Below are 12,332 nucleotides of genomic sequence, written 5' to 3'. Positions count from 1 at the left end.
AACACCCTTATTCTTCGGAAACCAATTCATCCACCTGACGACTCAGGCGATTGCGGTACAGGTAAGCGCCAATGGCGCTGGAGAGGATAAACAGCCCTATGCTGATGGCCAGCTGATAATGATCCGACAGACCAATACCGGCACCGGCATAGGCAAAGATCAGCATTTGCGGCAGATAGCCGATAAAGCTACCGAGCAAAAATCCCCGCGCCGGCACATGGGTGGCTCCAGCAAACAGGTTGGTGAGCACATTGCTGCCCACGGGCAACAGGCGGATCATCAACACCTTGAGCCAGGTACGTTCGGCGATCAGACGCTCGAAGCGCTGCAACCTGTTGCCAAAGCGGCGCTGCAAGCTGCGGCGCACCGTCAATCTGGCACTGTAAAAACAAAGTATGCAACCGGCCAGGGCCGCAAAGTTGGAAAACAGCGCCCCCTGCCAGCCACCGAGGGCAAAGCCAAAGACAAAAGCGATCATTTGTCTCGGGCCGCCGATGGCGGTAAACAGGGCACCAATAGCAAACAGCAGCGCCAGGGCATAGGCGCCCTGGGCTTTGACAAAATTGGCCACCCAGTTACTGTCGGTCAGGTGTTCAAACCAACCGGCCTGGGCGGCGAGCATCAGCAGGGTCAGCAACAGCACCATAAGTGCCGTCTTGAGTGCCCGCCTCAATTTTTTGTTAGCGACTGTGGTCAATGCGTTCTATCTCGGCGATCTTGGCGCGGCGATTCAGCCACATCACCCCGAACATATCCACTATCCCGACCCAAACGCGGTTCCAGGCGGTGTACTTGGAAACCCCGGCCTGCCTGTCTCTGTGGTTGACCACGGCAATGCGGATCTCACCACCCATGCGCCTGACCAGCGCCGGAATGTACCTGTGCATATGATTGAAGTAGGGCAAGCGCAGGAAGGTCGCCCGGGGGAACAGCTTGAGACCGCACCCCGTGTCGGGTACACCATCGTTGAGCAGGGCGTCCCTGACCTTATTGGCAAAGCGCGACTGGAAACGTTTCCAGGCCGTGTCTTTACGGTTCTTACGGTAGCCTGCGATGCAGAAATGGGGCTGCTTGATGCCGGGGATCAGGGCGTACATGGCCGGGATATCGGCAGGATCGTTCTGACCATCGGCATCCAGGGTCACTATATAGTCACCCTTGGCTTGCAGCACGCCAGTGCAAATGGCCGTACTTTGGCCGGTGCTGTGACGGTGGCGGATCACCCGCGCATCACAATCCTGGGCCTTGGCGGTGCGCAATACTTCACCGGCGGTGTCATCGCTGCTGCCGTCATCGACCACCAGCACTTCAAAATCACTGAGTCCCTTCAGCGCCAGACAGATTTCTTCGATGAGGGGACCAATGTTACCCACCTCATCTTTTGCGGGTATGACTACTGAAATCAAAAGTACTCTCCAAACGCTTGAATGGAATAAATATTATCCAAAAGCAGGGCAAAAGGCACAGAGCCGGAAAATTTAAGGGAATATCATCCCCAATCCGGCCCTGATGTGCAAACATTCTAACCTAAAACGGCGGCCACCGGATGACAGCCGCTCACACTAAAATCCGGCTCTTAAAAACGGTATTCGTAGGCACCAAACACACCGGCATTGGTTTCAGAATCGCTGACGAATTCAGAACGACCGGCGCTGCCCCCGAGGGTCAGCATGCCCTTGAAGACCGGCTGGCGGTATGACAACTCCAGCATCAACAGATCTTCCTTGGCTGGTTTGGGGCTCCAATCGCCACCGCGGTTGCTACCGTCCTCATTGAGTTTGGCATAGCGCAGCAGGGCGTTAACCCCCTTGCTGTCACCGTACTGACCTATGAAACCCAATACCAGCACCTTGGCATCGGAATCGTAGGTCGATCCCAATGAACGTTTCTGATAACGGGAACCACTCAGGTAGGTGCCATGTTCATAAAAGCAGTTGAAGCTGTTCTGGTTTTCACCACAGGCCACCTGGGTATTGGAATACTCAAGGAACACCTTGAACTGCTCACCGGCACCGCCGAAACGGCTATCCACACCCACCAAGTTGGCACAGTCCGCCAACTGCCATGGCATTTTACCGCTGGAATCCTCACAGGTGCGCTCCAGGTAAAGGCCCACGGGGACATTGAACCAGGTATCTGCATAGCGCAGATCAAAACCGGCCATCTGGTTGCCTATCTTGGTATTCTGGCTGGGATCGCAATTATCACTGCCATCCACGCACTCTGTACCACCGGATATGGCCTTGAAGAAGGTGTTCATACCACAAGGCTGGCCTTCGCCGCACAATTGGGTGGTCCAGGAGGTGCCAATCTCCAATTGTTTGAAGGGGCGCAAAGTGCCACGGAACTGCCATAACAAGGCATCTTCCACCGCCCTGTCATCGTTCATCCAGGCCACACCTGTAGTGAGAGTCCAGGGACCAATCCAGGATAGCCAGGGGGTTTCAAAGGCCGCAGCATTATTGCGGCTGAGGGTTAAGGCCGGCATGGGCCTGGCGTTATTGGACCTGTGCAATGCGGTATCAAAGCCCGGACCCCACCACTGTTCCAGCGCTCCGGCGGTCAACACCCAGTTGCCGGCAATCATTGCCAGGTAGCTGCCATCGGCGCGCAAGGTCTCTTCATCCTGTGGCTCCAGGGTTGCGGTTGCCGCCAATTTAAACGCAAAACGACTGCCCAGGTATTCATGGGACAGGCCAAGCTCACCCTGTTCGCGATAATCGCTGCCAAAATGCTGGAATCTGGCCGCGTCATCCGCTGCACTCAAATGCAGCCGACTGGCGCCTCTGTTGGCAATGGCCTGCTGATAATAAAAGTTAACCCTGGCATAGGCCTGGGCCTGGGCCTCTGTCATCAAGGAAGGTTCCGCCTTGCCAAGATCGACACCTATGCCCGACCACATCAAGGGATAGGTGTTCACCGGTACTGTAATAATGCCCGCATCGGCCAAGGTCTGGATGTCGGTCCTTAAGTAAAGATCCGCGGTATCGACCCAGGGCGCAGCGGTAACAGAGGCAGCCAACATGGCCAAGCTCAGGCCGGAAAGAGTCAAAGCTTTCATAAAATCCTTTTAAATCGCTTATTTTTTAGATGGCAAAGCCAACAATGCCTCTGCCACTGCGGGATGGACAAATTGGCTGACGTCTCCGCCATGGAGCGCCACCTCTTTGACCAGGGTTGATGAAATGAAGGAGTTTTCTTCGGCCGGGGTCAGGAACACACTTTCCAGTTCCGGACTGAGGCGTCGGTTCATGTTGGCCAGCTGGAATTCGTACTCAAAATCGGACACGGCACGCAGGCCACGCACCAGTACGCTGGCCTGCTGCTCCTTGGCAAAATCCACCAGCAATCCCTTGAAGCCCACCACTTCGACGTTATCCAGATGTGCAGTGACCAATTTAAGCAGCTCAACCCGCTTCTCCAAAGAAAAACGTGGCTGCTTGGACGGGCTGGCGGCGACACCTATGATCACATGCCGGAACAGATTGGCCGCACGCTCAATCAAATCTGTGTGACCGTTGGTCACCGGGTCAAATGTTCCCGGGTATATGGCTCTGGTATGCACCTGAAACTCCATCCTTTAAAGGCGAAAGAATTGCCAATATTACTCCCTCTTGGGATAGTTGTGAATGAAAATGCCGGGCACACGACCCGGCAACAAAATTACAACACACTGTTTTATTTCTGTAATTTGTGGACTATTTGGCCAATGCCAAATACTGCTGCGCCACGTGTTCGGCACCAACGGCGTCCAGTATCGGCAGTTGTTCCAAAGATACGCCCTGAGTGAGCACCCGATCCATGGCCGCGGCCAGCGCCTGGGGATCTCTTCTTGGAACCAAGCAGTGAGCCAATGCGTCACCGAGGATTTCATCCGGACCATGGGGACAATCGGTACTGACCACAGGAGTGTTCAGCGCCAACGCCTCAAGCAACACGTTCCCAAAACCTTCATAGTCTGAACTCAATACCAGCAGTTTCGCGTTTTTTATCCAGGGGAATGGGTTTTGCTGAAAGCCGGGAATAATGACCCTCTGTTCCAGTCCCAGCTTCTTTACCGCCTTCAATGCTTTTTTGCGATTACTGCATAACAGCACCAAAGGCACTTGATGCTGCATCACCTTCAACGCAGCAAACAACACATCGTGGCGCTTCTGCCTGGCAAAACGTCCTACGTGAATAATGTAATCGCCTTCCGGCATATCTGCTGGTCTTTGCTCAGCCAAGGTCCGGATAGTGTCAAGCTCAAATGGGTTATAGATAGTTGTCACGGATGCAGGCTTGATGCGTTTTGAATGCCTGAGCTCATTTGCCAAGCCTTCAGAAACGGCTACCAGATGCTGACCATCAAGAGCCTGCTGAGCGCGCCACATTTCAAACCAGGCAAGGGGGCCAAGTTTGCGCTGACGTTTCAACTCCTCTTCCATGGCATTGTGCACCACACAATATAATGGAGCGACACCCACACGGGTCATCATCAGGTTAGTCTGGTGTAAATTGGACAGGAAAAGATCGAATTTACCGTATTCGGCCTCCAATCCGGCAATCCATTGTTTAACACGTTTGACCGAGTTTGATAAACGCCAGAAGCCGTCGATATTGCGCTCTTCGGCACCGAAGCAATAATGAACCTTGAGCTCGGGAGCAACTTCGTGCTGACAAATATTTTGCAGCACCAGCAAATGCGGCTCGTGACCCATAGCTATCAGCGAAGACGCCAGGGTCATTACAACTTTTTCTGCACCACCACCAGCCAACGAATTAATGGCAATGGCGATTCTCTTGCCGCTCATAGTCTGTCCTCGATCAGAGTTATCATGTGTTTCATTGCCAGATGCAGACCGTTCTCCTGTGTCTGCTGCATCAACTTGTGCCTCAATACCCGCTGTCGTTCTTCCGTTACAAAATTGTGCGCCGCAGCCACCAAGGTGGGCAAGGTGGCGCTGAGGACCAGGCCTTGTTCGACACAACGGTGGATGCGTGCCGGTTGGTCCTTGGACACAGGCACTGCCAGGGTCGGCTTGCCAAGGGCAATCGCCTGCAAAAGTGTGTCACCACCACTGAGTACTGCAGCGGTCGCCGCATCCAGGACATTGACAAAATCCATCGGAGTCATGGAACGCAGGCAATGCACCCCCTCAACATCCGGGGTCTCACCCGGATAATTTGGTCCCAACACCAGTAAGCAAGGCATAGCCGTTTTTTGGTTTGCCTCTTTGGCTGCATCCAAAAATCTGTCCGTTGCCAGTCCCTGATTCCACTTATGGCCACCTGAACCGGCACTGAACAAAAGGAAGTTACCCCGTTCCAATCCCAGTTCTGCCAATAGGCGCTCTTGCCTATCCGGTGTCGGTGGAAAAAATACCGCTCCGATATTCTTGGGCCTTGGCAATTTGAACCAAGCGCATTTCAAACGCTCAAGCCATCCCAGCTGGCCTATGATAAATTCGGGTTGCGCCACCAAATGCAAATCGGTCACTTTGGCACGTCCAATTCTTAATCCCCGTCGCCGCTTACGCTTATGCTGGCTGATAAACACCACAGCTGCACCAACCTCTTGGGCACACTCAAGCTGCTTTTTTCTGCCTGAAGCATCAAACACCACCAGGTCCGGCACCATATTTTTAATGGCATCATTGACTGCGGCGGTGGCACGCGTGGGACTGCTGTCAAGCAAGGTCACCGGAAAGGGACACTCTGCGGTATAGGGCGCGTGACGATTCAACAAAAACTCAATACGCGCCCGAGGAAAGCGATCTGCCAAGGCCTGCGCCAGGATAAGGGAACGCATGTATTCTCCCATGCCCTCAGGAGAGGACACGGGGATAAACATTAACTTCAAATCCTTATTCAAATCCTATCCCTGCTTAGTTTTCTTGGTTGGCGCGCTCGACCAGTAACTCGGCGATATCGGCCAGGGCCTGTTGCAATCCATTTCCCTGTGACTGACTGGCTAATGCTTGGCTTAATTGCTGCAACACCTGTGGCTGTATGAACGCCCTGGCCGATTCAACCAAGGTTTCCGAAGCAGCAACCTTGATGAGTCCCTCCGCCTCACAGGCCTGTAACCGGGCAGGTTGATCTTTGGCAACAGGCACACCCAAGACAGGCACACCCAGAGCAATGGCCTGAAGCACCGTACCACCACCACTGAGAATGGCGGCTTTCGCCCCCGACAACAGGCTGATAAAATCCTCGTTATTTAGTGACTTAATAGCGACAACGTCGTCGTTTTCGACAGGTTGCTTTGGATAATTCTCACCGTAGATCATAACGGTTCTAATGCCCAGTTCCCGCGATAGAGCAGCGGCAGCATCGGCAAAAATGTCGGCCGCAAGCCCCACTCCTAACTTGTGCCCACCGGAGCCGGCGTTTACCAGCAAATACTGGCCATGTTGCAACTGCCACTTAGCTTGCAAAGTCTCACGCCGCACTTCATCCGGTGGCATAAACACCATACCCAGATGCCGGGGAGACACAAGTCCCAACAGCTTCAACTTGATCCTTTCCCAACGACTCAGGGGCTCTATGGCAAAGGATGGTTGGGCAACCCAATGCCTGTCCGTGTGCCTGGCACGGCTCCACTTCATGCCCCTGGCTCTTTTGCGCTTATGCTGACTGATAAAAACCACGGCCGCATCATTCCGCTTGGCACAGGCCAACTGGCTGCGGCGCCCGGAGGCATCAAAAATCACTATGTTCGGTTTGAGTTCAGCCATCAACCTATTGACCGCAGCCACTTCCTTGGTGGGTGACCGGGCAACCTGATGAGTTTTAAAGGGGCAAGTATTGGCATAGGGAGCTTCGCGGCTGAGGATAAAATGGATATCCGCTTCCGGCCAACGGCGCTTGACCCCCTCGGCGATAATCATGGAACGCATGTATTCCCCTATGCCTTCGGCCGAAGAAACAGGAATAAACAGCAGCTTGGGATGTCTCATCTCACAGCTCCCTGGCGCTCAAGATCTTATCAAGCATTCGGCAAACCGAAGCCACGTCTATCATTGCCATCAAATGCTCTCCCTTGGCGCGCGTGCCCCAGGGCATTAGCCTGTTGGGATACTGCTCCGCCATGGCTTGGTCATACACACTGACCACATAGTTGCGGCAGGTGTAGGGGCCGGTACGGCCGGGGTTGGAGTGGGCATACAAACCTATTACGGGTGTGCCTTGGGTCACGGCCATGTGTGCCGGGCCGGTATCCGGTGCCAGCACCAGGCTGGCTCGGCGTAAAATTGCCAAAAGCTGAACCAAGGACGTTTTTCCCACCAGATCGGTCAACTCGGATTGGCAAAACCGTTGAATATTGGCAGCGAGTTGTTTTTCCATGGCGCTGGGACCACCGCAAAGCAGCACCCTGAATCCCTTGGACACGGCATAGTCTGCCACGGCGGCATAACGCTCCGGCAGCCAATTGCGTTCGACCTTGCTTGCGGCGGCGCAGATCGCCAGCACCCGCTCGACCGGTGCAATAACCCCTGCAGCAAATTCTTCATCGGCCTGGGGAACAGGTATGTTCCAACTCGGAGTCAAATCGGTGACCCCGAGCTTGGCAGCGAATCCCATAAAGCCATCCAACACGTGAGGTTCGTGCTGGGGCGCTATGCTGTTATTGGTTACCAACCACTGACCTTCCTTGGCGCGGGCCCGGTCAAAACCGATACGCACCTTGGCAGAAATCATCATGGAAGCGATTGTGGCCCGCAGCGCCACCTGCATGTGCAGCAGCACATCAAATCTGCGCCCCTTCAAGGCCTGCCGCAATTCCCCGTAGGACTTCCAACCTTTGGCCTTGTCAAAGATCACAAATTCGATGCCGGGCAGGTGTTTGAGCAACTGATACTCCACCTTGCCTATCACCCAGGTAATGGCGATGGCGGGATGACGTCTCTGTATGGCCTGAACCATGGCCACGGCGTGGCAGACATCACCTATGGCTGACAGACGCAGCAGGCACAGGGTTTGGATCTGTTCTGGATTGAGGCTCATGGGCTTCCGGGGTGCTTGGGTACAAAGCGGCGATCTTAATGTAGAATGGCGCCAGGTTCCACGCTTCGGATTAGATTTACCCCATGAGACTCAGGAAAAGTTCCGCTACAACACTGGCCCTGGCCACCGCGGCGCCCGATTCGTTGACCACAGAGTGGTTCAATGCGGAGTTTTGGCGCGAACAGGGCCGGATCAGCGGCAGTTCCTTCGGTCGTTACACCACCTGGTTTATCCGCCCACCGGCAAACACGACAGATTGGGTGCTGCGCCATTATTGGCGTGGTGGTCTGATGGAAAAACTCAGTAAGGATGCCTACCTCTATACTGGATTGGAAAGGACCCGCGCCCTGGCCGAGCTGAAACTGTTGGAACAGCTGCACGGTGAAGGTCTGCCGGTGCCCAAGCCAATTGCGGCACGGGTTGTTAAAAAGGCCCTGTGGTACAGCGCCGATATCCTGATAGAACGCATCGAAGGCTGTGTCGATCTGGTGGCCTTTCTGGAAAAGCAGGCCATGACGACGGAGCAATGGCAGCAACTGGGCAGCACCTTAGCCCGCTTCCACCGCCGCGGCGTTTATCATGCCGATCTCAACGCCAAGAATATCCTGATTGGAAACGGCGAGTTCTATTTGATTGATTTTGACCGGGGTGAACTCAGGACGCCGGCGAGCCAATGGCAGCAGAGCAACATAGACAGGTTGCTGCGCTCCTTCAATAAGGAGAAAGGCAAACAAGCTGGGCTACATTTCAGCCCTGAGAATTGGCAACAGCTGTTGGCAGGCTATCAGGCGGGCATGGGCCAAGGCTGAGCCGGTCACCCTGGCGCTCACCTCGCTCTTGGCTAACTTAACTCTTGGCTCAGGGCTGACTTCACTCCTGGCTCAACCAGGCCAATTGCTTCTCCAGCGCCCCCCGATTCTGCTCGACCACGGCCAAGCCTGCTGCGCCGGCTGTGGCTCGCGCTGGCTCATCGGTGAACCAGAGCGATAATAATTCACCCAGAACTTCCCCATCCTGCACCAGGGTCAGGTTCCCTGCCTGCTGCAGTAAGCGGCTGATTTCGGTGAAGTCCCAGTGATTGGGCCCAAGTGCGACCGGTAAGCCCATGGCCGCGGGCTCCAGCGGGTTGTGACCGCCGCTGTGTATCAGGGTTCCGCCGACAAAGGCAGCCCCCTGATAAATTGAGGCGACACCATACCAAGTCAGCAGCTCACCCATGGTATCGCCCAAAAGTACCTGCACTCCGGGCACGGGCATGTCATTGGCGCTGCGCTTAGCCAGACTCAATCCCGCGTCGACTATGGCCTGGGCCGCCGCAACGAATTGCTCCGGATGCCGGGGGACAAATATCAGCAAGGCTTGGGGAAACCGGGTTAACAGGACCTTATGGGCGGCCAATACCGCAGCAAACTCCCCCGGATGGACACTGCCGGCAACCCAGACAGGATCCCTATCCCTGCCCCAATGCTGCCGCAGTTGTCTGGCTTGTTCTCGGCGGCTCTCGTCTATCTGCAGATCAAATTTGAGGCTGCCGCAAACCGCAATACGCTGCGCCGCTACCCCAAGGGACTGAAAGCGCTCGGCTTCAATCTGGGTTTGCACCGCGATGCGGTCAATGCTCGCCAGCATGGGACCGGTCAGCCTGTGCCACTTGTGATAGCTGGCCGCCGACTTGGCCGACAATCTGGCATTGGCCAGCTGGACCTTCATGCCCCTGACCTTGGCCAAATGAATGAGGTTTGGCCACAGCTCGGTTTCCATGATGATAAGCTCGCTGGCATTCAGGACTCTGAGAAAACGGGCCACGCACCAGGGCAAATCAAAGGGCAGATAACAATGCTGCACCTGAGCACCCAGGGCCTTAACCACTTCGGCCGAGCCCGTGGGGCTGGTGGTGGTTACGGTAATTCTGATACCCGGCTTCCTTGCCAGGATGGCGCGGATCAAAGGCAAGGCCGCCAGGGTTTCCCCCATGGAGACCGAGTGAATTAACAGATCACAGGGCTGCAGAGTGGCCAGGCCGAAACGCTCGGCCCAGCGGCCCCGATAGTCGGCGCTGCGACTGGCTCTCAGAGCCAGGTACAGAAGTAACAAGGGCGATAGCAGATACAAGAGCAGCGAATAGAGCAAACGATTCATAAGATCCGGCGCTTAAATGAGTTTTGCCTGATGAATTGGGGCAATGCTAACATAATCCGACTGCCGAACTAAGCCTGGGATCAGGTCTGTTATCGGCGGCCAGTGACTCGCCGGAACGCGGATTGCCCAAATAACAACAGGACCTACATGAAAACCCGTGACAAGATAATCCATGCCAGCCTGGAACTGTTCAATGAGCATGGCGAACGCAACATCACCACCAATCATATCGCCGCCCACATGGATATCAGTCCCGGCAACCTTTATTACCATTTCCGTAATAAAGAAGACATCATCCGCAGCATCTTCGACATGTACGAAAGCCACCTGGCCTCGGGCTTCAAACCCTATGAAGGGGAAAAAATTACCCTGGAACTGCTGATGGGCTACTTCGATGCCATCTTCTACACCATGTGGCAATTCCGCTTCATGTACGCCAACCTGGCGGATATTCTCAGCCGCGACGAACAGCTCAAACAGCGCTATCTCAAGGCCCAGCAACAGGTATTGCAGCACTCCAGTCACATTCTCAGGCAGCTGAACCAGGAAGGCTTCCTGGCCATCGAATCCGGCAAAGAAGTGGAGTTGGCCGATACCATCAAGATGCTGGTCAGTTTCTGGATAAGTTACAAGCTGACCCAATCCAGCATTGCCAGCATCAGCAAGGCATCCCTGTATGAGGGCCTGCTGCGGGTGTTGATGATCTTCCGCGCCTATTCCACCCCGGAATCCCGCCCCACCTTTGACAGGTTGGAGCAACACTATCTGGCGCAAGCAAGCTGATCCAAACCGCGGGTGACATTCAGTGCCGCCCGCGACTACAATCAAATGGATCCTAGGCGGTCAATCGCAGGCCAAGGATTAGATTTTTTAATGCGAAACCCCTGCCAGCCCTAAACTAATTTATCCGGCCTTCGCGCTGCTAAAAAAAGCTGCCGGGCGATTTGGTTTAAGGGTAGAATGCCGCCACTCCAAGAAACAGAATAAAGTTAACTAAGGAGAGACAAGTGGCATCACCCTCATTCTACGAGCAGATTAATCAGCAACTCGCCGAAGTTAAGGCCGAAGGCCTGTACAAAAGCGAGCGCGTCATAGTTTCGCCCCAGCAAACGGCCATCAAGGTAAACAACGCCGAAGTGATCAACTTCTGCGCCAACAACTACCTGGGTCTAGCCAACCACCCGGAACTGATCAAGGCCGCCCAACAGGGCCTGGCCGACCATGGTTTCGGTATGGCCTCAGTGCGCTTTATCTGTGGCACCCAGGACATACACAAGCAGCTGGAAGCCAGCCTGTCCGAATTCCTGGGCATGGAAGACACCATACTCTATTCCTCCTGCTTCGACGCCAACGCAGGCCTGTTCGAAACCCTGCTGGGTGCCGAAGACGCGATAGTGTCGGACGCCCTCAACCACGCCTCCATCATTGACGGCGTGCGTTTGTGTAAGGCCAAGCGTTTCCGCTACGCCAACAACGACATGGCCGATTTGGAAACCCAACTGATCGCTGCCCGCGATGCCGGTTGTCGTCATATTCTGATCGCCACAGACGGCGTATTCTCCATGGACGGCGTGATTGCCAACCTCAAGGGTGTATGCGATCTGGCCGACAAGTACGGCGCCCTGGTGATGGTGGATGACTCCCACGCAGTGGGCTTTATCGGCCACAATGGTCGCGGTACCCACGAGTACTGTGACGTGATGGGCCGGGTCGACATCATCACAGGCACCCTGGGTAAGGCCCTGGGTGGTGCTTCCGGTGGTTTCACCGCAGCCAAGAAGGAAGTGATTGACTGGCTGCGTCAGCGTTCACGCCCTTATTTGTTCTCCAACTCCCTGGCCCCCTCCATTGTGTCCGCCTCTATACGGGTACTGGAAATGCTCAAGGACGGTCAGGAGCTGCGTGAATCCGTATGGGAAAACAGCCGCTACTTCCGTGAAAAGATGTCAGCCGCGGGTTTCACCCTGGCCGGCGCCGATCACGCCATCATCCCTGTGATGCTGGGTGACGCCAAACTGGCTGCCGACTTCTCCAATCGCCTGCTGGCAGAAAATATCTATGTGATCGGCTTCTCCTTCCCAGTGGTTCCCAAGGGGCAGGCGCGGATCCGTACCCAAATGTCCGCCGCCCACACCAGGGCGCAGCTGGACAAGGCCATCGAGGCCTTTACCCGTATCGGCAAGGAGATGGGCATCATCTGATGC

The 12,332-nt window shown here is 55.1% G+C and carries 12 protein-coding genes; 3 read left to right on the top strand and 9 right to left on the bottom strand.

Annotated features, from left to right (window positions below; genetic code table 11):
• Window positions 1–7 precede the first annotated feature (7 nt).
• The 8 genes from JYB84_RS00545 to JYB84_RS00510 all read right to left on the bottom strand — a co-directional run bounded on the left by JYB84_RS00545 (window position 8) and on the right by JYB84_RS00510 (window position 7,989).
• Complete coding sequence (locus tag JYB84_RS00545; RefSeq protein ID WP_207321542.1) at window positions 8–646, bottom strand: TVP38/TMEM64 family protein; 639 nt, start codon at window positions 644–646, stop codon at window positions 8–10.
• Between the two features lie 34 nt (window positions 647–680).
• On the bottom strand, window positions 681–1,406 hold the full coding sequence (locus tag JYB84_RS00540) for a glycosyltransferase family 2 protein (RefSeq protein WP_207321541.1): 726 nt from the start codon (window positions 1,404–1,406) through the stop codon (window positions 681–683).
• 170 nt (window positions 1,407–1,576) lie between these two features.
• Window positions 1,577–3,061, bottom strand: a complete 1,485-nt coding sequence (locus JYB84_RS00535) for a capsule assembly Wzi family protein (protein WP_207321540.1) — start codon at window positions 3,059–3,061, stop codon at window positions 1,577–1,579.
• Window positions 3,062–3,079: 18 nt separating this feature from the next.
• The gene (gene coaD / locus JYB84_RS00530) at window positions 3,080–3,565 is read right to left on the bottom strand and encodes a pantetheine-phosphate adenylyltransferase (RefSeq protein WP_207321539.1); all 486 of its coding nucleotides are present in this window, start codon (window positions 3,563–3,565) and stop codon (window positions 3,080–3,082) included.
• A gap of 133 nt (window positions 3,566–3,698) precedes the next feature.
• Window positions 3,699–4,793, bottom strand: a complete 1,095-nt coding sequence (locus JYB84_RS00525; RefSeq protein WP_207321538.1) for a glycosyltransferase — start codon at window positions 4,791–4,793, stop codon at window positions 3,699–3,701.
• Complete coding sequence (locus tag JYB84_RS00520) at window positions 4,790–5,854, bottom strand: glycosyltransferase family protein (RefSeq protein WP_228290851.1); 1,065 nt, start codon at window positions 5,852–5,854, stop codon at window positions 4,790–4,792. The genes JYB84_RS00525 and JYB84_RS00520 overlap by 4 nt, the downstream gene beginning before the upstream one ends.
• A gap of 13 nt (window positions 5,855–5,867) precedes the next feature.
• Window positions 5,868–6,941, bottom strand: a complete 1,074-nt coding sequence (locus JYB84_RS00515) for a hypothetical protein (RefSeq protein WP_207321537.1) — start codon at window positions 6,939–6,941, stop codon at window positions 5,868–5,870.
• 1 nt (window position 6,942) lies between these two features.
• Window positions 6,943–7,989, bottom strand: coding sequence for a glycosyltransferase family 9 protein (locus JYB84_RS00510; protein WP_207321536.1), 1,047 nt, complete (start codon window positions 7,987–7,989; stop codon window positions 6,943–6,945).
• 83 nt (window positions 7,990–8,072) lie between these two features.
• On the opposite strand from JYB84_RS00510, the gene JYB84_RS00505 reads away from it, so the two are divergent.
• Complete coding sequence (locus JYB84_RS00505) at window positions 8,073–8,798, top strand: 3-deoxy-D-manno-octulosonic acid kinase (protein WP_207321535.1); 726 nt, start codon at window positions 8,073–8,075, stop codon at window positions 8,796–8,798.
• A 61-nt stretch (window positions 8,799–8,859) separates the two neighbouring features.
• Here JYB84_RS00505 and waaA read toward each other — a convergent pair whose 3' ends face one another.
• Complete coding sequence (waaA, locus tag JYB84_RS00500) at window positions 8,860–10,128, bottom strand: lipid IV(A) 3-deoxy-D-manno-octulosonic acid transferase (RefSeq protein ID WP_207321534.1); 1,269 nt, start codon at window positions 10,126–10,128, stop codon at window positions 8,860–8,862.
• 147 nt (window positions 10,129–10,275) lie between these two features.
• On the opposite strand from waaA, the gene JYB84_RS00495 reads away from it, so the two are divergent.
• Together JYB84_RS00495 and JYB84_RS00490 are read left to right on the top strand one after the other, a co-directional pair.
• The gene (locus JYB84_RS00495; protein WP_207321533.1) at window positions 10,276–10,911 is read left to right on the top strand and encodes a TetR/AcrR family transcriptional regulator; all 636 of its coding nucleotides are present in this window, start codon (window positions 10,276–10,278) and stop codon (window positions 10,909–10,911) included.
• A 224-nt stretch (window positions 10,912–11,135) separates the two neighbouring features.
• Window positions 11,136–12,329, top strand: coding sequence for a glycine C-acetyltransferase (locus tag JYB84_RS00490; RefSeq protein WP_207321532.1), 1,194 nt, complete (start codon window positions 11,136–11,138; stop codon window positions 12,327–12,329).
• Window positions 12,330–12,332 lie beyond the last annotated feature (3 nt).

Source organism: Shewanella cyperi, from assembly GCF_017354985.1.
GTDB lineage: Bacteria > Pseudomonadota > Gammaproteobacteria > Enterobacterales > Shewanellaceae > Shewanella > Shewanella cyperi.
The sequence above is the reverse complement of the archived record's forward strand: the minus strand, read 5'-3'. Positions and strand labels throughout refer to the sequence as shown.